23 protein-coding genes are annotated in these 24,067 nt (G+C 71.3%); 17 read left to right on the top strand and 6 right to left on the bottom strand.

Going from position 1 to position 24,067, the window contains the following annotated elements; translation table 11 throughout:
* Positions 1-59 precede the first annotated feature (59 nt).
* Together GWI24_RS05295 and GWI24_RS05290 are read left to right on the top strand one after the other, a co-directional pair.
* Positions 60-686 carry a LysE family translocator gene (locus GWI24_RS05295; RefSeq protein ID WP_210944727.1) on the top strand — a complete coding sequence of 209 codons (627 nt, stop codon included), beginning with the start codon at positions 60-62 and terminating at the stop codon, positions 684-686.
* A 127-nt stretch (positions 687-813) separates the two neighbouring features.
* A complete protein-coding gene (locus GWI24_RS05290; protein WP_210944726.1) occupies positions 814-1,638 on the top strand; it encodes an alpha/beta fold hydrolase in 825 nt (274 codons plus the stop codon).
* Here GWI24_RS05290 and GWI24_RS05285 read toward each other — a convergent pair.
* Genes GWI24_RS05285 through GWI24_RS05275 form a run of 3 tightly spaced genes read right to left on the bottom strand, consistent with a single transcriptional unit; the run spans position 1,583 to position 6,285 of the window.
* Positions 1,583-3,100 (bottom strand): AMP-binding protein, encoded by a 1,518-nt coding sequence (locus GWI24_RS05285; protein ID WP_210944725.1) that lies wholly within the window; start codon positions 3,098-3,100, stop codon positions 1,583-1,585. The two genes, GWI24_RS05290 and GWI24_RS05285, sit on opposite strands and share 56 nt — an antisense overlap.
* Positions 3,097-5,397 carry a CoA transferase gene (locus tag GWI24_RS05280; protein ID WP_210944724.1) on the bottom strand — a complete coding sequence of 767 codons (2,301 nt, stop codon included), beginning with the start codon at positions 5,395-5,397 and terminating at the stop codon, positions 3,097-3,099. The genes GWI24_RS05285 and GWI24_RS05280 overlap by 4 nt, the downstream gene beginning before the upstream one ends.
* Positions 5,398-5,415: 18 nt before the next feature.
* Positions 5,416-6,285 carry an alpha/beta fold hydrolase gene (locus tag GWI24_RS05275; protein ID WP_210944723.1) on the bottom strand — a complete coding sequence of 290 codons (870 nt, stop codon included), beginning with the start codon at positions 6,283-6,285 and terminating at the stop codon, positions 5,416-5,418.
* 144 nt (positions 6,286-6,429) lie between these two features.
* Here GWI24_RS05275 and GWI24_RS05270 point away from each other — a divergent pair, with 144 nt between their 5' ends.
* Both GWI24_RS05270 and GWI24_RS05265 read left to right on the top strand, forming a co-directional pair.
* A complete protein-coding gene (locus GWI24_RS05270; RefSeq protein WP_210944722.1) occupies positions 6,430-6,906 on the top strand; it encodes a MaoC family dehydratase N-terminal domain-containing protein in 477 nt (158 codons plus the stop codon).
* Positions 6,903-7,301, top strand: a complete 399-nt coding sequence (locus GWI24_RS05265) for an acyl dehydratase (RefSeq protein ID WP_210944721.1) — start codon at positions 6,903-6,905, stop codon at positions 7,299-7,301. Before GWI24_RS05270 ends, GWI24_RS05265 begins: the two co-directional genes overlap by 4 nt.
* Positions 7,302-7,324: 23 nt before the next feature.
* Here the strand turns inward: GWI24_RS05265 and GWI24_RS05260 are convergent, their stop codons facing one another.
* Positions 7,325-8,278 (bottom strand): zinc-binding alcohol dehydrogenase family protein, encoded by a 954-nt coding sequence (locus GWI24_RS05260; RefSeq protein ID WP_210944720.1) that lies wholly within the window; start codon positions 8,276-8,278, stop codon positions 7,325-7,327.
* Positions 8,279-8,555: 277 nt separating this feature from the next.
* Here GWI24_RS05260 and GWI24_RS05255 point away from each other — a divergent pair, with 277 nt between their 5' ends.
* The 10 genes from GWI24_RS05255 (at position 8,556) to GWI24_RS05210 (ending at position 17,321) form a co-directional block, all read left to right on the top strand.
* Positions 8,556-9,773, top strand: a complete 1,218-nt coding sequence (locus GWI24_RS05255) for a Rieske 2Fe-2S domain-containing protein (RefSeq protein WP_210944719.1) — start codon at positions 8,556-8,558, stop codon at positions 9,771-9,773.
* A gap of 114 nt (positions 9,774-9,887) precedes the next feature.
* Entirely contained in the window at positions 9,888-11,237 is a 1,350-nt protein-coding gene (locus GWI24_RS05250; RefSeq protein ID WP_210944718.1) for a peptidase dimerization domain-containing protein, read from the top strand.
* A complete protein-coding gene (locus tag GWI24_RS05245; protein ID WP_210944717.1) occupies positions 11,234-12,196 on the top strand; it encodes a catechol 1,2-dioxygenase in 963 nt (320 codons plus the stop codon). Before GWI24_RS05250 ends, GWI24_RS05245 begins: the two co-directional genes overlap by 4 nt.
* Positions 12,193-13,056, top strand: coding sequence for an alpha/beta fold hydrolase (locus GWI24_RS05240; protein WP_210944716.1), 864 nt, complete (start codon positions 12,193-12,195; stop codon positions 13,054-13,056). The genes GWI24_RS05245 and GWI24_RS05240 overlap by 4 nt, the downstream gene beginning before the upstream one ends.
* Before the next feature lie 16 nt (positions 13,057-13,072).
* Positions 13,073-13,855, top strand: coding sequence for an IclR family transcriptional regulator (locus GWI24_RS05235; RefSeq protein WP_210944715.1), 783 nt, complete (start codon positions 13,073-13,075; stop codon positions 13,853-13,855).
* Positions 13,856-13,866: 11 nt separating this feature from the next.
* A complete protein-coding gene (locus GWI24_RS05230; RefSeq protein ID WP_308343481.1) occupies positions 13,867-14,388 on the top strand; it encodes a hypothetical protein in 522 nt (173 codons plus the stop codon).
* Positions 14,385-14,780 (top strand): MaoC/PaaZ C-terminal domain-containing protein, encoded by a 396-nt coding sequence (locus GWI24_RS05225; RefSeq protein ID WP_086881732.1) that lies wholly within the window; start codon positions 14,385-14,387, stop codon positions 14,778-14,780. The genes GWI24_RS05230 and GWI24_RS05225 overlap by 4 nt, the downstream gene beginning before the upstream one ends.
* Before the next feature lie 233 nt (positions 14,781-15,013).
* The gene (locus GWI24_RS05220) at positions 15,014-16,036 is read left to right on the top strand and encodes an NAD(P)/FAD-dependent oxidoreductase (protein WP_210944713.1); all 1,023 of its coding nucleotides are present in this window, start codon (positions 15,014-15,016) and stop codon (positions 16,034-16,036) included.
* Between the two features lie 2 nt (positions 16,037-16,038).
* On the top strand, positions 16,039-16,359 hold the full coding sequence (locus tag GWI24_RS05215) for a ferredoxin family protein (protein WP_210944712.1): 321 nt from the start codon (positions 16,039-16,041) through the stop codon (positions 16,357-16,359).
* Positions 16,360-16,508: 149 nt separating this feature from the next.
* Complete coding sequence (locus GWI24_RS05210; protein WP_210944711.1) at positions 16,509-17,321, top strand: IclR family transcriptional regulator; 813 nt, start codon at positions 16,509-16,511, stop codon at positions 17,319-17,321.
* A 498-nt stretch (positions 17,322-17,819) separates the two neighbouring features.
* On the opposite strand, the gene GWI24_RS05205 is transcribed toward GWI24_RS05210, so the two are convergent.
* Positions 17,820-19,274 carry a glyceraldehyde-3-phosphate dehydrogenase gene (locus tag GWI24_RS05205; protein WP_210944710.1) on the bottom strand — a complete coding sequence of 485 codons (1,455 nt, stop codon included), beginning with the start codon at positions 19,272-19,274 and terminating at the stop codon, positions 17,820-17,822.
* Between the two features lie 446 nt (positions 19,275-19,720).
* Here GWI24_RS05205 and asnB point away from each other — a divergent pair, with 446 nt between their 5' ends.
* Positions 19,721-21,553, top strand: a complete 1,833-nt coding sequence (gene asnB, locus GWI24_RS05200) for an asparagine synthase (glutamine-hydrolyzing) (protein WP_210944731.1) — start codon at positions 19,721-19,723, stop codon at positions 21,551-21,553.
* Between the two features lie 40 nt (positions 21,554-21,593).
* On the opposite strand, the gene GWI24_RS05195 is transcribed toward asnB, so the two are convergent.
* Positions 21,594-22,289 (bottom strand): TetR/AcrR family transcriptional regulator, encoded by a 696-nt coding sequence (locus GWI24_RS05195; protein ID WP_210944709.1) that lies wholly within the window; start codon positions 22,287-22,289, stop codon positions 21,594-21,596.
* Between the two features lie 171 nt (positions 22,290-22,460).
* Here GWI24_RS05195 and GWI24_RS05190 point away from each other — a divergent pair, with 171 nt between their 5' ends.
* Positions 22,461-23,090, top strand: coding sequence for an MSMEG_1061 family FMN-dependent PPOX-type flavoprotein (locus GWI24_RS05190; RefSeq protein WP_210944708.1), 630 nt, complete (start codon positions 22,461-22,463; stop codon positions 23,088-23,090).
* 23 nt (positions 23,091-23,113) lie between these two features.
* Positions 23,114-24,022 carry a PDR/VanB family oxidoreductase gene (locus GWI24_RS05185; protein ID WP_210944707.1) on the top strand — a complete coding sequence of 303 codons (909 nt, stop codon included), beginning with the start codon at positions 23,114-23,116 and terminating at the stop codon, positions 24,020-24,022.
* Positions 24,023-24,067: the final 45 nt, after the last annotated feature.

The following is a 24,067-nucleotide window of genomic DNA, read 5'->3' as shown; positions in this document are numbered from 1 at the left end:
GGCGTCCCACTTTCCGAAAATCGCTCGCCGCCTCCGCCGCCGCCCCGAACCATGGCCCCATGGTTGACACATCCTTGTACGCGGCGTTCCTCCTCGCCGCCTTCGTCCTCTGCGTCACTCCCGGCCCGGACATGATGTTCATCGTGGCGATGGGCGGCCGGGGCGGCCCCACCGCGGGGGTCATGGCCGCGTTCGGGGTGGCGTGCGCGATGTTCGTGCACGCGGTGGCCGCGGCGATGGGGCTGTCGGCCCTGTTCGCGGCGCTGCCGACGCTCTATCACGTACTGCGCTGGGCGGGGGTGTCGTATCTGCTGTATCTGGCCGTCAAGGCGTTCCGTGACCGCTCGCTGCCGGGTGAGGAGAGCGGGCACGTCGGCCCGGGGCACCGGCGTGCGTTTTGGCAGGGAGCCCTCATCAACCTGCTCAACCCCAAGGTGATCCTCTTCAACATCGCCTTCCTGCCGCAGTTCGTGAACCCCGAACTCGGCCATGTGCCGGGCCAGTTCATGCTCCTGGGGCTCACCTTCGTGGTCATGGGCTTCTGCGTCGACGGGTCCATCGGTCTGCTCTCGGGGAAGCTCGCCGGGCTGCTGAGCCGCAGCCGCCGGGTGGCGCGGGGGCTCAACGTCTTCAGTGGCACGGTGTTCACGGGGCTGGCCGTACGGCTCGCCGCCTCACCGAAGTAGGCGGCCCGACCGACGCTGTGGCCGCCCGCCTGGGGTCCGGACAGCGGACCGTCCTCCTGGCCCCGCCCTCTCAGCGGCGAGGAGAGTGGGCGGGCGGTTCACGTCAACCGGAAGGCGGGGCACAGCGATGGCGGACACGGTGCGGCGGGGCTATGCGCCCAGCCACTTCGGGCAGTTGCACTATGCGGAGTGCGGGTCCGGCGAGCCGGTGCTCCTGCTGCATCAGACGCCACGTTCCTGGACCGAGTACGCCGATGTGCTGCCCCTGGTGGGCCGGGCGCACCGGGCGATCGCCATGGACACCGTGGGGTTCGGCGCCTCGGCCAAGCCCGAGGGGCCGCACTCGATCGAGCGGTTCGCCGACGGGGTGGGGGCGCTGGCCGACGCGCTCGGGCTGGCCTCCTTCCACTTGGTGGGCCATCACACGGGCGGTGTGGTGGCCGTGGAGGTGGCCGCCCGGCTGGGCGACCGCGTCAGCAGTCTGCTGCTCTCGGCCACGGCCTTCGTGGACGAGGCCAAGCGCGCGGCGGCTCCCGCGCGCCCGCCGGTCGACCACGTCGACCCCAAGCCGGACGGCTCGCACCTGATGGAGGTGTGGAACCGGCGCCGCGGCTTCTACCGGGCGGGCGAGGAGGCCGCGCTGCACCGCTATGTGATCGACGCGCTGACCGTGCTGGACCGGGTGGAGGAGGGGCACGAGGCGGTGTACCGGTACCGGATGGAGGAGCGGCTGGCGCACATCACCGCCCCTGCGCTCGCCGTGTGCGCGCCGGAGGACCACTACTCGCTGCCCGCGCTGGAGAAGTTCGCGGCGGCGCTCGGCTGCGAGACCGCGGTCCTGTCCGGCGGCCATGTACCGGCGCCCGAGCAACTGCCCGGGGAGTTCGCCGATGTCGTCACCGCGTGGGTGGACCGGCATCGGCGGTGGCCCGGTCCCACGTCGTCTCGGTGACACCCCGCCTCCGCAGCGCCGCCTTGCGCACCTTGCCGGTCTCGGTGAGTGGCAGTTCGCGCAGGATGTCCACATAGCGGGGGACGGCGAACGGGGGCAGTTCGCGCTCGCAGTGGCGGATCACGTCGGCCAGGTCGAGCGTGCCGCCCGCGCGGGGCACCACGGCGACCATCACCTCGTCCTCCGCCAGCTCGGACGGCACGGGGAAGACGGCGGCGTCGGCCACCTCGGGATGGCCACGGACGACCGTCTCGACCTCGCACGAGGAGATGTTCTCCCCACGGCGGCGGATCACGTCCTTGATGCGGTCCACGAACCGGAACCAGCCGTCTGGTTCGCGGACCACCCGGTCCCCCGTGTGCCGCCACGCGTCCACCGGCTCCGCCAACTCGCCCAGATAGCCGGTGGCGAAGGCGTACGGCCGGTGGCTGCGCACGACCAGCTCCCCCGGGGTGCCGTCGGGGACGGGCGTGAGCAGTTCGTCCACGACGCGGGCGTCGAAACCCTCGCGCAGGGTGCCCATGTAGCCGGGCCGCTGCTCCTCGGGGGTCGTGCCGATGACCAGGTTGGTCTCGGTGGAGCCGAAACCGTCGACCAGCGTGACGCCGAACCGCTCGCGGAACGGCCCCCAGGCGTGGGCCGGTGTCGCCGGGGAGAGTCCGCGGACGGCCCGGTGCGCCCGGTCGTGCGGGCTCGGGGGCTGGGCCAGCAGCATCGGCACCATGGCGCCCAGCAGATAGACCACGGTCGCCCCGGCCCCGGCCGCCTCGGTCCAGTAGCGGGAGGCCGAGAAGCGGGGCGCGAGGGTGATCGACGCCCCCACGGTCATCGCCTGCGCCAGCCCGTTCAGCGCGTTGGTGTGGAACAGCGGGAGGCAGGTGTGGAGGACGTCGTCCGCGGTGAGGCGCAGCGCGTCGGAGACGTTGCGCCCCCACCAGGTGAACTGGGCGTGGGGGCAGCGCACCCCGCGAGAGGTGCCGGTGGTCCCGGAGGTGAACAGGACGCACGCGGTGTCCTCCGGGCGGACGGGGGCCGCCGGGAAGGCCGGGCCGCCGTCCGGCCGGGGCGTGCCGTCCGCTCCCGCGCGCCACAGCGTCCCCCGGTACCCGGCCGCCCGCACGCGCTCGGCCGTCTCGTCCTCCGCGAGCAGATGCGCGGGGCGGGCCTGGTCCAGGACATGTCGCAGCCCGCCGCCGCGCAGCCCCGTGTTCAGGGGGACCAGCTCGGCGCCGAGCCAGGCGGCGCCGAGGAACAGGTCCACGAGTTCGATCCGGTTGCCCGTCATCGCCGCGATGCGCTCGCCCGGGCGACAGCCCTGGACGGCGAGAGCCCCCGCCATGGTGGCGGCGGCCTCCCGGGTCTCGCGGTAGGTGCGGACCGTGGTCCCGATCCGCAGGAAGGGGCGGTCCCCGTGGTCCCGGGCCGCGGCCTGGAGCAGCCCGGGAATCGTCAGGGTGGTCACCGCAGCACCTCGCGCTCGCGCAGTGCGCGGATCCGCTCCGGTGACAGGCCCGCGACCTCGCGCAGCACATCGTCGGTGTCGGCGCCGAGCACGGGTGCCGCCTTACGGATGCCACCGGGTGTGCGGGTGAGCCGGATGGGCGGCCCCTCGTGCAGGAAGGCCCCGGCCACCGGGTGTTCCGCGCGGGTGTAGAAGCCCCTGGCCCGCAGCTGCGGATCGTGCTCCACGAGGTCGCGGCCGTCCCGCACCGGGCCCGCGGGTATGCCGTGCTCCTGGAGGAGTTCGGCGGCGGCGTCGGCCGGCAGGGTCCTGGCCCAGGTGGCGAGGGCGTCGTCGACCGGCTCGGTGTGGTGTGCGCGGTCGGCCGCCGTGCGGGTGCGTTCGTCGGTGGCGAGGTCGGGGCGGCCGATCACCGTGCACAGCCTGGCCCATTCGGTGTCGTCGCGGACGCTGACGGCCAGCCAGCTGTCGGCGCCGAGGCAGCGGTACACGCCCTGCGGGCTCCACCGCGGATCGGTGTTCCCGGCGGGCTCGGTGGGGTGGAGCAGGCTGGTGCCCATGTGGGAGGCGATCGCCTCGAGCTGGGACAGGTCGATGTGCTGTCCGCGCCCGGTCTCCTCGCGGTGCTCCAGGGCGGCGACGGTGGCGAGCGCGGCCTGCAGCCCCGCGACGATGTCGCCGTGGCCGTAGATCACCCCGACCACGTCGTCCGGGCCCCATCCGGTCAGGCCGGTGAGCCCCGAACTGGCGGACACGGTGTCCGCGTACGACACCCAGCCGCTGCGCGGGCCGGTGTGTCCCATGCCGGACATGCTGATGTACACCAGCCGGGGGTTGATCTCGCGCAGGGTGTCGTAGCCCAGGCCGAGTTTGGTCATGACGGTGGCGCTGAAGTTCTCCACCAGGACGTCGCAGGAGGCGATGAGGTCGCGCAGTACGGCGATGCCGTCCTCGGTGCGGGTGTCGAGGGCCAGGCTGCGCTTGTTGCGGTTGACCTCGTTGAAGTAGCCGTTGGTGTTCGGATCGGTGTGCGGGCCGCGCGAGAGATGCATGAAGGGCGCGAACCGGGTGGGGTCGGGACGGCCCAGGGACTCGACCTTGATGACATCGGCGCCGTGGTCGGCGAGCACCTTGGTGCAGTACGGCCCGGCGAGCACCCAGGTGAGATCCAGAACGCGGACGCCGCGCAGGGCGGGCCGCACGGGTTCCGCGGAGGCCGCGGGCACGCGCGGGGCCGGGCGCTGCTCGTGCAGCAGCCGCTGGTCCGCGCCCCGTTCCGGGACGTCCAGCTCCTTGATCCGGTGGCCTTCGGGGAACGCGAAGGGAAAGCCCAGATCGGTACGGTCCCCGGCGCGGAGGAAGAAGTCACGGGCGACGAGCTGCGGGTTGCCGGGCAGTTCGTGCGGCAGGTCGACCGCCGCCCACGGCAGCTTCCTGGACTGGGCGAGCTCGGCGAACTCGGCCTTCGGCCACCGGCCCGCGAACTCCTGCACCACCGCGAAGACATGCTCCTGGTGCTTCTTGCGCTCCACCGGGTCCTGCCAGCGCGGCTCGGCGAGGTCGGCCTCGGCGCCCTCCTCGCGCAGCCAGGCGAGCAGCGCGTCCCACATGCGGGGGCTGCCGCCGAGGCCACCGCCGAGATGGCCGTCGGCGGCCCGGAACAGCCCGTGCGGCACCAGCGGATGCACCCGGCCGGGGCGCGCGGGCACCCGGTCCTCGTGCAGATAGGCGAGGGCGCCCGCCTCCAGGGCGGCGGCCGCGCACGCCTGGGCGGACACGTCGGCGAGCTGGCCCGGCCCCGTGCGCCTCGCCCGCAGTCCGAGCAGCGCGGCGATCGCGGCGTGCACACCGGCGAGCTGCTCCGCCTGGTTCTCCGGAAGGCGCAGCGGCGGCCCGTCCGGGTCGCCGACCTGCGCGAGCATGCCCCCGAGCGCGGCGACCACCAGATCGGTCCCCTGCCAGTGGCCGCGGGGGCCCACGGTCCCGAAGGGGGTGACGCGGACGTGGACGAGGTGGCCGAGTCCCGCTACGGCCTCCGGCACGCCGTCCGGTGTCCCGTCCAGGAGGACGTCGGCTCCCGCCACCAGGCGCCGCAGCTCCTCCGGGGACGCGGGGGTGACGGACCGCTTGCCTGCGTGCCAGTGGACGAAGGCGTCGCCGTTCAGTTCGCGCCGTGTCGGATCGCCCTCCTCGGGCTCGACCAGGACGACCTCGTGTCCGAGGCCGACCAGGAGCCGGCCCGCGAACCGGGTGAAGGGGCTGGGCAGTTCGACGACGCGTACGGCCGGGTTGCTCACATCTCCTCCGCGGGATGCTCAGTGGTGCTGCTGGTTCAGGAAGCCGGTGACCGCGGTGTAGTAGGCGTGCGGCCGCTCCTCCTGGGGGTGGTGGGAGGCGTGGTGCATGACGTGCAGATTGCCCTTGGGGATCATGCGGGCGAGCATCAGCGGATAGTCCGGGGTGAGGAACGCGTCGTACATGCCCCAGACGAAGAGGGTGGGGGCCTGGATGGCCCCGAGCTCCGCGGTGAGGTCCTGCCAGTCGCCACGCGGGTTGTCGGAGGCTCCGGCGAGAGCGGTCTCCTCCGGGTCCAGGCTCTGCTCGTGGCGCAGGGTGACGGTGGCGTCGGGGATGGCGTCGGGGTCGTACCACTCCAGGCGGGCGATCAGCTGCCGCATCTTCTCCCAGGAGGGGCCGGTGCCGCCGTAGTACACATCACGGGCGTTGCGGCCACGCCGGCCGCCCTCCGGCAGCGGGGCCAGCGGGCCGTGGAACACCGGCATGCTGCCGGTGATGGTCAGCGACCGGGTCCGCTCGGGGTACTTCGCGGCCAGGTTCAGCGCGATGGTTCCACCCCATGAGTTGCACACGAAGTCGGCGCGTTCGATGCCCAGGGTGTCGAGCAGGGCGACCGTCTTGGCGGCGTGGTAGTCCCACATCGGGCCTTCGATGACGGGTTTGGCGGACTTGCCGTACTGCAGGATGTCCACGAGGTAGCAGCGGCGGTCCTCGGCGAACAGCGGTGCCACCTGCCCGAAGTCGGACCAGCCCGTGCACCCGGGGCCGCCGCCGTGCAGGAAGACCGTCGGCCTGCCCGTCGTGCCCAGTTCGATGTAGTGGTACGTGACGCCGTCCGCTTCCGCGTAGGCGCCCTCCGGCGGCTTCTGGATGGTCATGAGGTCCATGTCCCGATGGTGTGCGGCCGGTGATCTCCGCCCAAGCGGACCGGTCCGCTGAGCGGGCCGGTCCCGTGGTGGGGGCCTCCGGGCGATGGCTAGCCTCCCGGCTCATCGAGTCCCCGATGATCGGCGTCCGCAGAAAGGCAGCACATGTCCGGGTGGGAAGTGGCCGAGGAACGGGCCAGGGCGGTGATCGGCCGCCCGGAGCACCGGGATCTGGGGGTCGTACGGGCCGAGGACGCGGCGGAGTTCGCGCGCGCGGCCGGGGAGACCAGCCCCCGGCTGGTCGACCCCCGCCACCCCGGATTCACCGTCCATCCGCTGTACGTGGTGAGTCTGCTGCGGGGCGCGGGCGGCGCCGGCCAGGGCGAGTTCCGGCCGGACGGGATGTACCGCGACGAGGTCCCGGGCACCGACGGCCTGGACGTACGGCTGATGGCGGGTGGCCAGGAGGTCCGGTTCAGCGGCGAGGTGCGGGCGGGTGACCGGATCGGGGTCCGCCGTGTCCTCACGGATGTCGCACGCAAGGGCAGCGGTACCCCGTTTCTGCTGCTGACCGTCGAGAAGACGTACACGGCGGAGCGGGGCACGCTCGCCCGGGTGCGGGAGAGGTTCATCGTCCGATGAGGGTGCGCACGGGACAGCCCGTACCGCCGGTGGAGTTCACCCCGGACGCCGTCACGCTGCTGCGGTTCGGGGCGGTCACCCGCAACGCCCACCGCATCCACTACGACACCGGGTTCGCGCGGTCCGAGGGGCTGGACGGCCCGGTGGTCATGGCGCAGTTGCACGGCTGTCTGATGCACCGCGCCGCCGTCTCGTTCGCGGGTCCGGGCGGACGGGTCCTGGAGGTCGAATGGCAGAACCGGGCGTCGGCCCTGGCCGGGGAGCGGCTCGTGGTGAGCGGCGCGGTCGGCGCCGTCGATCCGGTGACGGGGCGGGTCACCCTGGATCTGGTCGAGCACGGTGGGCCGGGCGATGTGGTGTGCTGCCGGGGCCGGGCCGTGGTCCTGATGGGGTGAACCCCGCCCGGGCGCGGGACCGTTCAGCCGAGGTCGAGGACCACCTTGCCCACCGCCTCCCCGGACCGCAGGCGTGCCACGGCCTCCGCCAGGCCTTCGATGCGATGGCGCTCGATGGGCAGGGTCAGCTCGCCGGAGGTGAGGTCGCCGAGCAGCCGCTCGGTGTCGGCGGCCACTTCCTTCCCCCGGGACATCAGGTTCACAGGCAGCAGCGATACGTCGGCGAGGAGGAAGTCCGCCAGGTCCACGGTGAACTCACGGCCCGCGGTGTAGCCGACGAGGGCGACCCGGCCGCGCGGGCGCACCAGCGGCAGGGAGTCGCGCAGGACCGGCCCGCCCACGGTGTCGACGACGACGTCCACCGGGCCGCCGATCGCGTCGGCGGACAGGTCGGCGGCGAGGAGTGCCTTGGCGGGGGCCGGGACGTGCGGCAGTTTGGCGGGGCGGCCCACCACCCCGATCACCTCGGCTCCGGCCCGGGCCGCGACCTGCACGGTGAGCGCCCCCACCGCACCGGCCGCCCCGGTCACCAGGACCCGCTCCCCGGGCCGGACGCCCGCCACGGTGTGCACCGAGGCCCACGCCGTCCCCGCCGGGGAGAAGTAGCTGCAGGCCAGAGCGGGGTCCGTGCCCTCGGGCACGGCCTCCACCGCGGCATCCGGGACCAGCGCGTGGCCGCCCCAGGTGCCGTCGCGGCGCAGTCCGAGGGCCTTGCCACTGAGGCGGACGAGGCTTCCCTCGGGGTGGGCGTCGGAGGCGACGACGATTCCGCTGCCCGCGGTTCCGGGCACCGCGGGCAGGTCGGGGAGGATACCGAACCTGCCGTCGACGACGTTCAGGTCGAGGTGGCTCACGGCGGCCGCCTTCATCCGCACCAGGGTGTGACCGGGGCGTGGCTCGGGTACCGGCCGCTCGACGAGCCGCGGCAGGGTGCCGAACTCCTCCAGCACCAGGGACTGTGACGTCGGGTGGCTCACGTTTTCGCTCCGTATCACGGGCTCACGGCCCTGTTCGGTGAGGGGCGGACCCGGCGCACGCTAGACCGCGCCCCACGGTCCGCGCACCGGGCGGGGTCCGCTCAGCGGGACGCGCCGCCGCGGCCCCCGTCCGGTCGCCGCGCCGTCCCGTCGCGCCACCATCCGGTCGTGCGCCCGGGAGGGCGCGGTCTGCTCAGCGGAACGGATCCCTTGGGCGGATCCGCGCCGGGCCGGATGCTCGGGTCCACCGAACACCGGCAGCAGGAGGACACGCACGATGACGGTCGAGGACTCTCCCGACACGGCCACCCCCGTCCGGAGCCGCCGCGGAAAACCGGCCGAACCCGGCCGCCAGGACTGGTCGTCCTGGCCCCACTACGACGGTGCGGCCGCGGGCTTCCGCGGCTACTGGTACCCGGTCACCTGGTCCAGCCAGATCACCGGCAAGCCGCAGCCGTTCACCGTCTGCGGCGAGCGGATCGCGCTGATCCGCGACAACGGCACCGCGTACGCCCTGCACAACCGGTGCCCGCACCGTGGTGTGCCGCTGTCGGAGGGCGATCAGCAGTTTCCGGGCACGGTCAGCTGCCCGTACCACGGCTGGACCTTCGACCTGCCCACCGGGCGGCTGTCCGCGGTCATCACCGACGGCCCCGGGTGCCGGCTGACCGGGAAGCTGGGCGTGCGCACCTATCCGGTCGAGGAGCGCCTCGGGATGGTGTGGGTGTACATCCCGATCGCCGACGAGGAGCCGCATCCGATCGACTCCCAGCTTCCGGAGGAGCTGGTCGGCAACGCGTTCGTGATGGGCGGACGGATCGAGCCGCGCGGTGGCAACTGGCGGTTCGCCTGCGAGAACGGCTTCGACGAGGGCCACGCCAAGTATCTGCACCGCACGGCCCTGTGGCGGCTGTTCAAGCCCATGCCGACCTGGAACATCACCCGGATCGTGCCGCGTGGCCGCTGGATCTTCCGGGTCCAGGACGAGGTGCACTGGGAGGCCGAGTACCCCGGCGTGGGCCGCTGGACCAACAAGCGCTGGTGGAAGATGCAGCCGCCCAAGGAGACCTTCAACATCGGCAACACTGGGAAGGCCGACAGTGTCGACCCGACGATCGAGGCCCAGGACTTCCCCGGCTTCGCCTCCCTGTCGATGCCGGGCGTGCTGCGCATCGCCTACCCCAAGTTCATCCACTACGAGTTCTACGTCCCGGTGGACGAGAACAACCACCGCTATGTCGGAGTGATGGTCAACTTCACCGAGGGCTGGGACACCCTGCGCTTCTACGCCAAGTACCTCGGGGCGATCCGCTGGCTGTTCCACGGTCAGTTCTCCGGCCAGGACGCGTGGATGGTCGATGTCACCGACGCTCCGCCGGAGAAGCTCTACCGGCCCGATGTCTCGCTCACCGCCTGGCGGAACCTCAGCGAGGAGGAGTACGGCAAGAAGCTGGCCGCGGTCGGCGGCGCATCCACATCCGAAGAGAAGGCATGACATGTTCCGTACCCTGTTCACCCTGTTGCTGGGCGCGGCGATCGCCGTCGGGATCCCGCTGGCCACGAAGCGCGTCGCGCGGACCACGATGACCCAGGTCCACAGGATCAATCAGTGAGCGCCGACGGCCTGGCGGGCCTGGACGAGCGGCGGCGCTCCTGGGCGCTCGACGCCGCCCGCCACATCAGCGCCGACCGGCTCCGCGAACTGATCACGGGCCTGGTGGACATTCCCAGCCCCACCGGCGACGAGGGCCCGCTGGCCACGCATATCGCCGGCACTCTGCGCGCCACCGGCTGCCACGCGGCCGTCCAGCCCCTCGACGACCGGCAGGCCAACGCCTGGGGGCGGCTGACCGGTGACGGCACCGGCCCCGACCTCATGCTCTACGCCCCCATCGACACCCTGACCGTGGGCGAGGAGAGCGAGGACGTGCCGTGGATCGGCCCGGAGCTGCGCGAGGACATGCGGCCCGCCGCCACCGTCTACGGCGACCTGGTGACCGGGCTCGGCGCCTCCAACCCCAAGGGACACGCGGCGTGCGTGATGATGGCCGTCGAGGCGATCTCCCGGGCCGGTGTCCCGCTCACCGGTGACCTGGTGGCGGCCTTCGGCGCGGGCGGGATGCCCACCAACGCCCGGCCCGTGGGGACGCGCCACAACACCGGCCAGGGCGCGGGGTGTTCGTTCCTGCTGGAGCAGGGCGTGTGGACCGACTACGCGGTCATCGCCAAGCCCGGCTGGACCGTCTCGTGGGACGAGGTCGGGCTGGTCTGGTTCGAGGTGACGGTCGGCGGCACCCACACCTACGCGGGCTCCCGCCACCGGCTCCCGTACGACAACGCCATCGCCCGCGCCGGGGAGGTGGCCGCGTATCTGGAGAAGTGGTTCGAGGAGTACGCCGAGCGGCACACCTCGGGCACGGTGGCGCCGCAGGGCATCGTCTCCTCGATCCGCGGCGGCTGGCCGCGGATGGCGGCGGTCACCCCCGCCGTGTGCACCTTGATGGTGGACCTGCGGATCAGCCCGGACATCACACCGATGCGGGCCAAGCGGGAGTTCATGGACGCGCTGGCCGCCCTGCGGGCCGCCTCGCCCGGTCTCGACGTCCGGGCGGAGATGGTGCTGGCGATACCCGGCACCCGCACCCCTCGCGGGTCGTGGATCCACCGCAGCGCCACGGCCGCCTGGGAGGCGCTGGAGGGGCGTGCGCACGAGGTGATCGCCGGGAACAGCGGTGCCACCGACGCCAACATCCTGCGCGGCCGTGGGATCCCGACGGTGCGGATCGGCATGCCCAAGGTGGCGGAGGCGCCCTTCGAGATCGACTTCGCCCGCGGCATGAACACGGTGTCGCTCCGGGCCATGGAGAGGCTCACCCGCCATCTGATCCGCACGGCCGTGGACACCGTCACCCGGACCCGCGCCGAGGTGGCCGAGGCGGAGGAAGGAGCTGTGGCATGACGGAGATCGTGCTGGGGGTCGGGGCGTCGCACAGCACGCTGATGAACACCCACTGGGAGGAGACGTACCACAAGGACCGCGCCGAGCGGTTCCGGGACGCGCTGGGCGAGGCGCGCGAGGCGCTGGCCGCGGCCCGCCCCGACACCGTGGTCCTCATCGGCTCCAACCACTTCCGGGGATTCTGGCTCGACCTGATCCCCAGCTTCACCCTCGGGGTCGATGAGTGCCTCGCCAGCGGCGAGTCCGGCACCCCGAAGGGCCCGCAGCCGGTGGACCGCGAGCTGGCCCTGTACCTGGCCGGCGCGCTGGTGGAGCGGTCCGGTTTCGATGTGGCGTTCTCCGCCCGGCTGCAGATCGACCACGGCCAGTCGCACGCCGTGCAGTACCTGCTCGACGGGCTCGACGTCGACCTCGTACCGCTCGTGGTGAACGTCTTCGCGCCCCCGCTGCCCACCCTCGACCGCTGCGAGCGGCTGGGCCGGGCGATCCGGGAGGCGGTGCTGGCGTTCCCCGGCGACCGCCGGGTGGCGGTCATCGGCTCCGGCGGGCTGTCCCACCGGCTGCCCTGGCCGGACTGGCGCGACCCGCACGGCGAGGACGAGGAGTTCATGGTCGGCGCCTGGAGGGACGGCCGGGAGAACTGGCAGGACTACGACGCGCGGCGGCGCGAGATCATCCGGGCCGCCGAGGCGGCGATCAACCCGGAGTTCGACGAGGAGTTCCTGTCCTGGCTGGAACGCGGACAGGCCCACCGCCTCACCGAGTACACCACCGCGGAACTGGAGAAGGTGGCCGGCAACGGCGCACAGGAGCTGCGCACCTGGCTGCTGATGGCCGCGTTGCTCGACCACGCCCCGGGGCGGCGTCTGGCCTACGAGCCGATGCCCGAGTGGCTCACCGGCATGGGGGTCGCCGTGCTCGACCCCGCGCAGACACAGAACAGCGAAAGGCAGTCATGAGCATCTGGACCGAGCTGTCGGGCATCGACTACCGGCACGCCTATGTGAAGACCGGCGACATCACGACCCGCGCCCTGCAGGCCGGCCCCGAGGACGGCGAGCATGTGGTGTTCCTGCACGGCACCACCGGCCATCTGGAGGCGTTCGTACGGAACATCCCGGCCCACGCCGAGCGCTACCGCTGCCACTCCATCGACATGCTGGGCCACGGCTACACGGGCAAGCCCGACCGCCCGGGCGAGATCCCCGCGTACGTCGAGCACCTGATGGCGTATCTGGACGCGGTCGGCGCCGAGCGCGCCCATCTGGTCGGCGAGTCGCTGGGCGGCTGGGTGGCGTCGTGGGCCGCGAGCGAGCACCCGGACCGGGTCGCCTCCCTCCAGCTGCTGTGCATGGGCGGCACAAAGGTCAATCCGGCGGTGATGGAGCGGCTGAAGAAGTCCACCCGCAGCGCCTCCCTGGAGGACGACATCTCCTTCACCCGGGACCGGCTGCGGCTGCTGTGGGCCGACTGGGACGAGGAGCTGGGCGAGGAGCTGACGCGGATCCGCTACGAGATCTACCATCACCCCGACTTCCAGCGGAACCTGCACAATCTGCTGGCGCTCCAGGAGACGGAGACCCGCGAGCGCAATCTGCTGCGACCCGACCGCATGGCCCGGATCAAGGCGCCGACGCTGGTGGTCTGGGGCAACAAGAACCCGTTCGGGGACGTCCCCGAGGCCGAGGCCATCGCCACGGCGATCCCCGGCGCCCGTCTGGAGATCTTCAACGAGTGCGGTCACTGGCCGCAGCACGAGAAGGCGGATCTGTACAACCCGCTCAGCCTGGAGTTCCTCGCCGCGTCCTCCACCACCTGATCGTGAGGTGCCTGCCATGACCGTCGTCCCCATCGACCACGCCACCAGAGCCTGTCCCGACTCGATGAACTCCGTCCTCGGCAAGGTCCGGTCCATCCTGGAGGCGTTCACGCCCGACGACGACTCGCTGTCGCTCGCCGATGTGGTGCGCCGTTCGGGCGTGGCGAAGGCGACCGTCCACCGGCTGTCCCAGGAGCTGGTCGCATGGGGGCTGCTGGAGCGGGCGGGCTGCAACTACCGGCTCGGGCTGCGGCTGTTCGAGATCGGGCAGCGGGTGCACCGACAGCGGATCCTGCGCGAGGTGGCGCAGCCGTACATGGAGGATCTGCTGCTGGCCACGCGGGAGACCATCCACTTCGCCATCCACGACGGGCTGGACGTGGTGTACCTGGAGAAGATCCTGCCCCACCGGGGGCTGAGCGAGGAGTCGCGGGTGGCGGGGCGGCTTCCGCTGTACTGCACGGCCACCGGCAAAGCGATCCTCGCCCACTCACCCGGCACCCTGTTCGGCGAGGTGGTCAGGAACGGCCTCAAGCCGTTCACCCGCCACACCATCACCTCGCCGGGCCGGCTGCGCGGCCAGCTGGACCGCGTCCGCGAGCAGGGCATCGCCACGGAGGCGGAGGAGGTGCGGCTCGGCTATATGAGCATGGCGGTACCGGTCTTCGGGCGGCAGAACACGCTCGCCGGGGCCCTGTCGATCACGGCGCCGACCTACCGTGTGGACGCGATCGCCCACGCCAGCGCGCTGCGTACGGCGGGTCTCGGCATCAGCCGCTCGCTGAGGTCGGCGCTGTGACGGCCCCCGTCGTGTCCTCCCCCGCACTGGAAGAGGTGCTGGCACGGGCGCGGGAGCTGATCGGGCAGTGGCGGGACGAGGACTGCGGCACCCCGACGGTCAAGGACTTCTGCCGTTACGCGGCCGCCCTCAACGACGGCGGGTACATCCGCCGGGCCCGCGCCCTGGAGGCGGACGGCCGGCCCGTCGAGGCGCCCGCCCTGTTCCTCGCGGCCACCATGAGCTGGGAGGACGGCCCCCCGGAGGACGAACTGCGGCCGGATGGCCTGGCGCGGCGGGAGTCGCCGTGCACCGAGGGCCTCCCGGTGCGCCAGGTGCACGGCGGCCAGTCGGTGCGCCTGGTCCGGCCCCCGGTGGCCGGGACGCGGATCACGGCGGCCCGTGCGGTCGTCTCCGCGCGGCACAAGCGCGGACGGTCGGGTGAGTTCGTCCTCCTGGGCGTCCGCACCCGGTTTCTATGCCCCGACGGGAGCGAGCTCGCGGCCGTGAACGAGACGATCGTGGTGCTCGACGCCACCGGAGGTGACCGATGACGGCGCCCGCTGTCGGCGCGGAGTGTCCGCCGCGCCGGTACGCCCACACCAGTGTGCAGCTGTTCCGCTTCAGCGCCGTGTCGTGGAACGCCCACCGGATCCATTACGACGCCGCGTACGCGGCCACGGAGGGGTTTCCCGACGCCGTCGTGCAGTCCACGCTGCACGGCGAGATGCTCAGCCGGCACGCCCTGGAGTGGGCCGGACCGGGCGCCCGGCTGGAGTCGGTGGCATGGCGCAACGTGGCCACGGCGGTGGCCGGTGAGCGGCTGACCTGGGCCGCGACGGTTTCGTCGGTCGAGGGCGCGCGGGTCCGGCTCGACGCGCGCATCCTCAAGGCCGACGGCTCGGAGTGCGTCACGGGGACGGTGGAGGTGACGCGCGCCGGGTGACGGCCCGGCGCGGGACGGGCGCGGGAGCGGTGGCACTCAGGGCTGCGGGGGCCTTGGGTGCCACCGCTTCGGCGTCTCCGGGGCCGCTTCGGCGACTCCGGGGCCGCTTCCGCGTGTCCGGGGCCGCTTCCGCGTGTCCGGAGTGCGGTGCCCGAGCGGGTTCCGCGGTGCTGTCCCGGCAGGCGGACCGATTCCATTGGACCGTGATCGCGGCCTGCCTACGCTCCTCGGCCATGAGCGTTCTCAACGATGAGCCGGTCGCCGCGGAGGACGCGGCGACGGTCGAGACGGACATCCTGATCATCGGCGCCGGACCGTCGGGCCTGTACGGCGCGTACTGCGCGGGCTTTCGCGGGCTACGCGTGGCCGTGATGGATGTGCTGCCCCAGCGGGGCGGCCAGATCAGCGCGATGTATCCGGAGAAGCCCATCTTCGACATCGCCGGATTCGCCTCGGTGCGCGGTCGCGACCTGGTGGACAGCCTGGTGGCGCAGGCGGAGGCGTACGGCGCCCGCTACCTCCTCGGCCACCGCGCGGTGGCACTGGACTACGACGGCGACGGCCTGCCGGTGGTCCGCAGCGACCGGGGGACGGCGGTACGGGCCGGGGCCGTCGTGATCACCGGAGGCGTGGGGACCTTCACCCCCCGCCCCCTCCCGGCCGGGGAGGACTTCCTCGGCCGCGGTCAGGTGTACTTCGTGCCCGACCCCACCGCACACGCCGGTCATGACGTGGTGGTCGTCGGCGGTGGCGACAGCGCCTTCGACTGGGCGGCCCTGCTGGCCCCCGTGGCGCGCTCGGTCCGCCTGGTGCACCGCACCGCACGGTTCCGCGCCCACCGCGCGTCGGTTGAGAAGGTGCGGGCGCTCGGCATCGACATGCTCACCGACTCCGAGGTCAGCGGCCTGTACGGCGCCGAACACCTGGAGGAGGTCGAGATCCGCCACCGGATCACCAAGGACACCACACGCCTCCCGGCACAGACCGTGGTGGCGGCGCTCGGCTTCATCGCGGACCTCGGCCCGCTGCGGGAGTGGGGCCTGACCCTGCAGGCGCGCCGGATCGCCGTGGACACCCGTATGGCCACCAACCTGCCCCGTGTCTTCGCGGCCGGCGACATCACCGACTACCCGGGCAAGGTGCGCCTGATCTCCGTCGGCTTCGGCGAGGCCGCCACCGCCGTCAACAACGCCGCCACGGTCATCGACCCGGAGGCGGCGCTGTTCCCCGGGCATTCCACCGAGAAGGAGAACTGACAATGGCCTACGTCATCGGCGCGTCCTGCGTGGACATCATGGACCGGTCCTGCATGGAGGAGTGCCCGGTCGACTGCATCTACGAGGGGGAGCGCAAGCTCTACATCAACCCGGTGGAGTGCATCGACTGCGGCGCCTGCGAGATCGCCTGCCCGGAGCAGGCGATCACCGTGGACCGTAAGGCGGACCCCGAGCACCGTGCCGACAATCGCCGGTTCTTCGAGGAGATCCTGCCCGGCCGGGACGCCCCGCTGGGCGCTCCCGGTGGCGCCGGGTCGGTCGGCCCGCTGGGTGTCGACACCGCCCTGGTGGGGGGCCGATGAGCGGATCACCGGCCGCGAGATCGGGTTGACCCCGCCCAGTTCCGACCCCTCCCACCATTCCTACCAGGCAAAAAGATATCTATATTGGCCATCCTCAGGACACGTGGCGGCCTTGATCGAGGCACACCGGCAGGCGAGGAGGGCATGTCGTGACGACTGCGGCGGTACCTCGTGGCAACGGCGAGGAAGCCGAGCCGGACGGGCGGTCCCCCAAGTCCGTCCTCGGCAAGGTCGGACTGATCCTGTCGGCCTTCGGCGACGGGGACCTCTCCCTCAGTCTCACGGAGCTGACGGCGCGCACCGGGGTGGCCAAGGCCACGGTGCACCGGCTGTGCCAGGACCTCGTCGCCAGCGAGCTGCTGGAGCGGGACGGCTCCCACTACCGGCTCGGCCTCCTGCTGTACGCGATCGGCCTGCGCGCCCCCCGGCAGCGCACCCTGCGCCACGCCGCGCGGCCGGTGATCGAGAACCTCGCGCAGGCCCTCGACAGCCCCGTGACCCTGTCCGTGCCGAACGGCACCGAAGTGCTGTGCATCGACAACGCCGGCCGCCACCGCAACCGGGCCGGTGCCGCGGTCGGCGGACGGCTGCTCCAGCTGCACAGCACGGCCCCGGGGAAGCTCACCCTGGCCATGCTCCCCGACCAGTACCCGCTGGCGCGGCTGGTCCCCCATATGCGCCGGATGACCGCCCGCACCCTCACCGCCGACCGGCTCCCGGGCGAACTCGCCCGCATCCAGGAGCAGGGCTACGCCATCGACTCCGAGGAACACCGCCTCGGCTACTCCGCCGTGGCCGTGCCCGTACGCGGGCCCCAGGACGGCGCCTACCTGGGCGCGCTGTCGGTCGTCGCCGCCACAGCCCGCCACAACGTCCCCCGTACGCTGGCGGCGCTGCGGAACGCCTCGGAGGCCGTCACCACCCGTCTCGCGGTCATTGAGGCGTACCGCACCGAGCCGTAGCGCTCAGTCGACGAGCAGCCGGGCTGTCCCCGTTCGCTGAAGACGTCCCCGGTGGCGAGGGCCACCGCCCCGTGCACGGCCGAGGCGGCGCCGAGTCGTGTCGTGGTGATGGTCAGGTTCCGCGTGGCCAGCGGCAGGGCGCGCTGGTAGGGGCAATCCGGTCGACTGGAAGGTGCGCGCGAGGGGATGCACCGGTCGTTCCTGCCGCTCGACCTCCCCGCGGTGTTCGGGCGCGAGGCGGCAGGGGTGGTGATGGGCCCGGAGGTCGAGGGGTTCGCCGTGGGTGACGCGGTGTTCGGCAGCGGTGCGCGCGGCTGCGGCGGCTACGCCCAACACACCGTCCTGACCGCCGACTTCACCATCCGTGAGCCGGAGGGGCCGTCGTACACCGACGCGGCCGCACTCCACGGTGTCCGGAACGGGCGAGTAGGCGGACCTCGCCCCCCGCCGGGGAACGGTGGCGGAGGCGCGAGATCCGGGCCGTTGTCGTGGCGAGTGTCAGAGCACCGGGGCCGGGTAGGTCGGGTACTCCACCCCGGAGACGTACTGGACGACGCGGATGACCTGGCAGGAGTAGCCGAACTCGTTGTCGTACCAGAGGTAGAGGATCGCGTTGTCGCCCTCCACCTTGGTGGCGCCCGCGTCGACGATCGAGGCGTGGCGCGAGCCGATGAAGTCGTTGGAGACCGCGTCGGGGGCGCTGATGAAGTCGATCTGGCGCTTGAGCGGGGAGGTCAGGGACACATCGCGGAGATGGTCCAGGACCTCCTCGCGGGTGGTCTCGCGTGCGAGCTGCAGATTGAGGATCGCGATCGAGACGTCCGGCACCGGAACGCGGATCGAGCTGCCGGTGATCTTCGCCTTGAGGTCGGGCAGGGCCTTCGCGACGGCGGAGGCGGCACCGGTCTCGGTGATGACCATGTTGAGCGGCGCCGAGCGGCCACGGCGGTCGGACTTGTGGTAATTGTCCAGCAGGTTCTGGTCGTTGGTGAACGAGTGAACGGTCTCCACATGACCGCGCAGCACGCCGTACTCGTCCGCCATCGCCTTCAGTGGCGGGACGATCGCGTTGGTGGTGCACGAGGCGCAGGACAGGATCTGCTCGTCCGGCTTGATCGTGTCGTGGTTGACGCCATGGACGACGTTGGGGACATCGCCCTTGCCCGGCGCGGTCAGCACCACCTTGTCGATGCCGGGGCGCAGATGCTTGGACAGCCCTTCACGGTCACGCCATTTGCCGGTGTTGTCGATGAGGATGGCGTCCTTGATGCCGTACGCCGTGTAGTCCACCGAGGTCGGGTCGTCGGCGTAGATCACCTTGATCTCGTTGCCATTGGCGATGATCTTGCTGTTCGCCTCGTCCACGGTGATCGTGCCCTGGAACTGGCCGTGGATGGAGTCGCGGCGCAGCAGCGAGGCCCGCTTGACGATGTCCTCACCGGCCCGCCCGCCGCTCCCGCGGACGACGATGGCGCGCAGCCGCAGACCGTTGCCGGACCCGGCCTTCTCGATGAGCAGACGGGCGACCAGCCGCCCGATCCGTCCGAACCCGTAGAGGACGACATCGCGCCCCTCGCGGCACTCGATCTTGTTGGCCCCGGTAGCCCCGGCGACGGCCTCGGCGGTGAACTCCTCGACGGAGAGGCCGCGGTCATCGGCCCGGTGCGTCTCGGCGAGCATGCCGATGTCGATCTGGGAAGGGCCGAGGTCCAGCGCGGTGAGCGCCCGCAGGAACGGCAGGGTGTCGGTGACCGAGAGCTCCGCACCGGCGATCTGACGGGCGAATCGGTGGGTCTTGAGGATGCTGACGACCGACTTGTTCACCAAGGAGCGGCTGTGCAGCAGGACCGTGACGTCCCGCTCCCGATGCAGCTTCCCGATGAGAGGGATCATCGACTCCGCGATCTCCTCGCGGTGCTTCCAGTTGGTGAACGAGTCCTCGTTGAGAGTCACAAGTTTATCTTTCGAGCTAGGTGGCGCTCATATGCTAGCTCCCCAGGTCATGGGGCTCGTCGGCACCCCCAACCATCCGCGCCACGCCGCGCCCGGCATAGGTCCCGCACACCTGCTGAACGGCACGCAAGCCCGAAGGTCCCAGCCGCCGTCCACGCGATCGCGACCCATCACGGAGAGCCGAGCCCACCACAGAGCCGCCACTCTTCTTTCGTATACGGCCGGTCATTCCTTGATGAATTGCGACACGGATATCAGCCGTAAAATAGCGACTTAGTGGGCGTCGTTTTTCGGACAGCATTCATGGCGAAACTTACCATTAACAGGAATTTACCAGTGAGAAATACCACTTCCCCAGAGATCGGCGCCCGGTAGCGATCCCCCTCCGGAGAGGTAGATGGTTTTCACAGGCAACCATCTCCCGCTGAGTGAAAGGGATGATCACTGTGTGCGGCATCACCGGCTGGGTCTCCTACCGTCGCGATCTGACCTCCCACCGCCAGGTCCTCGACACCATGACGGAGACGATGGCCTGCCGGGGCCCGGACGCGGCCGGAGCGTGGGTGACCGGCAGGGCGGCGCTCGGGCACCGGAGGCTGGCCGTCATCGACCTGCCCGGCGGGGCGCAGCCCATGGCCGTCGACACCGCCGACGGCCCCGTGAGCATGGTCTACTCCGGTGAGGCGTACAACTTCACCGAGCTGCGCGACGAACTGCGCCGCAGGGGCCACAGCTTCACCACCGACTCCGACACCGAGGTCGTTCTGCGCGGCTATGTCGAGTGGGGCGAATCCCTCACCGAGAAGTTGAACGGCATGTACGCCTTCGCCATCTGGGACTCCCGCACCGAGAAGCTGGTGATGATCCGGGACCGGATGGGCATCAAGCCGTTCTACTACTACGAGACCGACGACGGCGTCCTCTTCGGATCCGAGCCCAAGGCCATCCTCGCCAATCCGCTCGCCGCCCCCGAGGTCGGCCTGGACGGGCTGCGGGAGATCTTCTCCTTCGCCAAGACCCCGGGCCATGCGATCTGGAAGGGCATGAAGGAGCTGCGCCCCGGCCACATCGCCGTCGTCGACCGCAATGGACTTCGCGAGCAGGCGTACTGGCGTCTGGAGGTCTCCGAGCACACCGATGACCAGGAGACGACCGTCGCCCATGTGCGAGAGCTCCTGGAGGACATCATCGCCCGTCAGCTCGTCGCCGACGTGCCCCGCTGCACCTTGCTCTCCGGGGGGCTCGACTCCTCGGCGATGACCTCGCTCGCCGCCCGCAAGCTCGGCGAACACGGCGAGACCGTCCGCAGCTTCGCCGTGGACTTCCCCGGGCAGGCCGAGAACTTCCGCGCGATCGACGTGGCGCCCAGCGTCGACACGCCGTACGTTCACGCCGTGGCCGAGCATGTGAAATGCGACCACCGGGACATCGTGCTCGACGGCTCCGCCCTGTCCGACCCGGCCGTCAGGCAGGCGGCCATCGCTGCGAGGGATCTGCCCATCGGGCTCGGCGACCGGGACAACTCCCTCTATCTGCTGTTCAAGGCCGTTCGCGAACAGTCGACCGTTGCCCTGTCGGGCGAGTCGGCCGATGAGGTCTTCGGTGGCTACCCGTGGTTCCACGACGAGCGGCGCGAGGCCGACACCTTCCCGTGGCTCGCCGGAGGACTGACGCTCGGCGAAACCAAGAGCCTGCTGTCCCAGGACCTCACCGAGAAGCTCGACCTGGACACCTACCTGCGCGACCACTACCTCAGCGCCCTGGACGAAGTCCCGCTCAAGGACGGAGAGACCGGCCTGGAGAAGCGCATGCGGCAGGTCTGCTATCTGCACCTCACCCGCATGGTCAACACCCTGCTCGACCGCAAGGACCGGATGAGCATGGCCGTCGGCCTGGAGGTCAGGGTGCCGTTCTGCGACCACCGCCTCGTCTCCTATGTCTTCAACACCCCCTGGTCACTGAAGACGTTCGACGGGCGGGAGAAGAGCATCCTGCGCGAGGCCACCCGCGATGTACTGCCCGAGTCCGTGGCCAACCGTAAGAAGAGCGGTTACCCCGGCAGCTTCGACCCCGCCTATCTCGCCGCCATCAGGCGGCAGGCGGGCGACCTCATCACCTCCGGACACCCGGCCCTCGAGCTGTGCCGCACCGAGACGCTGAGGGAGGCGCTCGACGCACCGGCGGAGGTCATCACCGCTCAGCAGCGCGCCACCATCGAACGCGCCCTCGACCTGGCGACGTGGTTCGACCTGCGCAAGCCCATCATCACGATCGACTGACGCCCGCGGTCCGACCGCGGCACGCATCACACATCACGCATCACGAGGGACGGGCACCCGGGCCACCGGGTGCCCGTCCCTCGTCCCGTGGCTGCCCAACCCCGACGGCCCCGCCCGGCGCGGCCGTGACATAGCGGGTGACCATCGCGACCAGTTCGTTCTCCAGCCGGGTGGTGTCGATGGAGCCGGGCGCCGCGATGAGCTGGTGGACGATGAGCTCGACCGTGGAGACGACGAGCCGGGCGGCGACATGGGTGTCCTCGACCCGGACGTCGGGATGGCGCTCGAGCAACTCCTGGGTGTAGGCGACCCGTTCCCGCTCGTGCCGGGTGACCTTCTCGAACAACTCGGGCGACCGTGGCCCGTGTTCCATCATGACGCGGAGCAACTGCGGGTCATCGAGGTGGTTCTCGATCACGGCGCGCACGAAACCGCGGATGATCTCCTCAAAGGATTCGGGCTGCTCCTCGTCCTGACGGCGCCTGATGGCGGCGCCCCCGGCATCGAGGTGACGGGTCAGCAACTCGGCCAGGATCGCGTCCTTGTTCGGATAGTACTGGTACAGCGAGCCGATCGAGATCCGGGCGCGCTCGGCGATGCGATTGGTGGTCCCGGCGGCATACCCGTACTCGGCGAAAACGTGAGCAGCGGCGGTGAGGATGCGCTGCCGGGTGAGCTCGGCCCGGGCCTGGCGTGGCTGTTTACGTGGCTGAAGTCCACGTCGGCCGGTCGTCATGACACCTCCTGCACAGCGCCTCGAAAGCGAGTGGCGCGAGACCTGAGTAATTGCTCACAATAGTGCCATGAACTGCGGCGGAGCGGTGAGCCACCGTCGTCGGCAGGGAGGCGGGAGGCGACCGGCACGGGCCCCGCGCCCTCCGCTCCGCCCCTCCCGGAAGGAGCCCTCATGACGCAGACCAGCACACGCCCCCGGCGGTTGTCGCCGGCTGAGGTCCACGCCCTGCTCGGGGAGCCCGAAGACATGGTCAAGGCCAAGATCCAGGACCATATCGATGAGTACTTCCGCCTCTTCATCGCGCACTCCCCCTTCCTGTCCATGGCCACGGCGGACGCGGAGGGGCGCGCCGACTGCTCCCCCCGTGGCGACTACCCGGGGTTCGTGAAGGTCCTCGACGACCACACGCTCGCGATTCCCGACCGCCCCGGCAACAAGATCGCCGACTCCTTCCGCAACCTCGCGGAGAACGACGGGATCGGGCTGCTCTTCCTCATCCCCGGGCTGCGGGAGACCTTGCGGGTCAACGGCCGCGCCTACCCCACCGACGACCCCGATGTGCTCGCCCGGATGCAGACCGAGGCCAAGGATCCGGTGCTGGCGATCGTCGTCGAGGTGGCGGAGGCGTACTTCCACTGTGGTCGCGCGCTCATCCGCTCCCGGCTGTGGGACCCCGCGAGCCAGGCCCTCGCCGACGAGATCCCGTCGGTCGGCGAGATCGCCACCGCCCAATTCGGGATGGACATCGACCCGATGGCGCTCACACACGCTCTCGAAGAGGGCTACCGGAAACTCTACTGACCACGGCACAAGGTGAATCAACGATGCAACAGACCGTCGTCGACCACATCGAGCAGGTCGCCGAAGACGTCGTCTCCCTCGTCCTGTGGGGCACCACCGGCCCGCTGGCGCCCTGGGAGCCGGGCGCCCATATCGACCTGGCGCTGCCGAACTGGCTGACCCGGCAGTACTCGCTCTGCGGAGACCCGGCGGACCGGGAGTCCTATCGCGTCGCGGTACGGCACGACCGCCTCAGCCGGGGTGGTTCGGAGTACATCCACCGGTTCCTGCGCCAGGGCCGCCCCCTCGATGTGTCGCTGCCCCGGAACCACTTCCCGCTGCTCCCCGCGCCGGAGTACCTCTTCCTCGCCGGCGGGATCGGCATCACCCCGATCCTGCCGATGCTGCGGGCGGCGGCCGCGTCGGACGTCCCGGCGTCGCTCGTGTACCTGGGGCAGTCGGTGGCGTCCATGCCCTTCGTCGACGAACTGCGCTCCTCCTACGGCGATCGGGTGCGGATCGTCGCCACGCGGCAGCAGGGCAGGCCGGACTTCGCGGCTCTGGCATCCGCGCTGAGCCCCGGTGCCGTGGTGTACGCCTGCGGCCCCGGACCGATGCTCGCCGCGGCGGAGGACGCGTTCCCCTCGGGGCGGCTGTACGCGGAGCGGTTCCGCCCGGCGGCCAGGTCGTTCGCGCCCAACACCGCGTTCGAGGCGGTATGTGCCCGGTCGGGGCGGACGGTTCAGGTGCCCGACGACGAGTCGCTGCTGGACGCCCTGACCCACGCCGGATTCCCCGTGGCGTCCGGATGCCGCGAAGGCGTCTGCGGCAGCTGCGAAGTGGCCGTGCTCGACGGCGAACCCGAACACCGGGACCACATCGGCGCCCCCGCGGGCCGGATGTACGCCTGTGTGTCCCGCGCCCTGTCCCCGCGGCTCGTCGTGGACCTGTGACCAGGCGGCGAGCGGCCCCAACGCAACGCGAGGAACGACATGTTG

Origin of the sequence: Streptomyces sp. MK37H (genome assembly GCF_018035285.1) — a bacterium.
GTDB lineage: Bacteria > Actinomycetota > Actinomycetes > Streptomycetales > Streptomycetaceae > Streptomyces > Streptomyces endocoffeicus.
Note: the sequence above shows the minus strand (reverse complement) of the source record. Positions and strands in the feature narration are given on the sequence as shown.

Excerpts from the sequence above, each read along its gene's own strand:
- GWI24_RS05220 (WP_210944713.1), top strand. The coding sequence starts at position 15,014 with ATGAGCGTTCTCAACGATGAGCCGGTCGCCGCGGAGGACGCGGCGACG.
- GWI24_RS05290 (WP_210944726.1), top strand. The coding sequence starts at position 814 with ATGGCGGACACGGTGCGGCGGGGCTATGCGCCCAGCCACTTCGGGCAG.
- GWI24_RS05215 (WP_210944712.1), top strand. The coding sequence starts at position 16,039 with ATGGCCTACGTCATCGGCGCGTCCTGCGTGGACATCATGGACCGGTCC.
- GWI24_RS05235 (WP_210944715.1), top strand. The coding sequence starts at position 13,073 with ATGACCGTCGTCCCCATCGACCACGCCACCAGAGCCTGTCCCGACTCG.
- GWI24_RS05225 (WP_086881732.1), top strand. The coding sequence starts at position 14,385 with ATGACGGCGCCCGCTGTCGGCGCGGAGTGTCCGCCGCGCCGGTACGCC.
- GWI24_RS05185 (WP_210944707.1), top strand. The coding sequence starts at position 23,114 with ATGCAACAGACCGTCGTCGACCACATCGAGCAGGTCGCCGAAGACGTC.
- GWI24_RS05190 (WP_210944708.1), top strand. The coding sequence starts at position 22,461 with ATGACGCAGACCAGCACACGCCCCCGGCGGTTGTCGCCGGCTGAGGTC.
- GWI24_RS05295 (WP_210944727.1), top strand. The coding sequence starts at position 60 with ATGGTTGACACATCCTTGTACGCGGCGTTCCTCCTCGCCGCCTTCGTC.
- GWI24_RS05195 (WP_210944709.1), bottom strand. The coding sequence starts at position 22,289 with ATGACGACCGGCCGACGTGGACTTCAGCCACGTAAACAGCCACGCCAG.
- GWI24_RS05275 (WP_210944723.1), bottom strand. The coding sequence starts at position 6,285 with ATGGACCTCATGACCATCCAGAAGCCGCCGGAGGGCGCCTACGCGGAA.
- GWI24_RS05255 (WP_210944719.1), top strand. The coding sequence starts at position 8,556 with ATGACGGTCGAGGACTCTCCCGACACGGCCACCCCCGTCCGGAGCCGC.
- GWI24_RS05245 (WP_210944717.1), top strand. The coding sequence starts at position 11,234 with ATGACGGAGATCGTGCTGGGGGTCGGGGCGTCGCACAGCACGCTGATG.
- GWI24_RS05265 (WP_210944721.1), top strand. The coding sequence starts at position 6,903 with ATGAGGGTGCGCACGGGACAGCCCGTACCGCCGGTGGAGTTCACCCCG.
- GWI24_RS05270 (WP_210944722.1), top strand. The coding sequence starts at position 6,430 with ATGTCCGGGTGGGAAGTGGCCGAGGAACGGGCCAGGGCGGTGATCGGC.
- GWI24_RS05240 (WP_210944716.1), top strand. The coding sequence starts at position 12,193 with ATGAGCATCTGGACCGAGCTGTCGGGCATCGACTACCGGCACGCCTAT.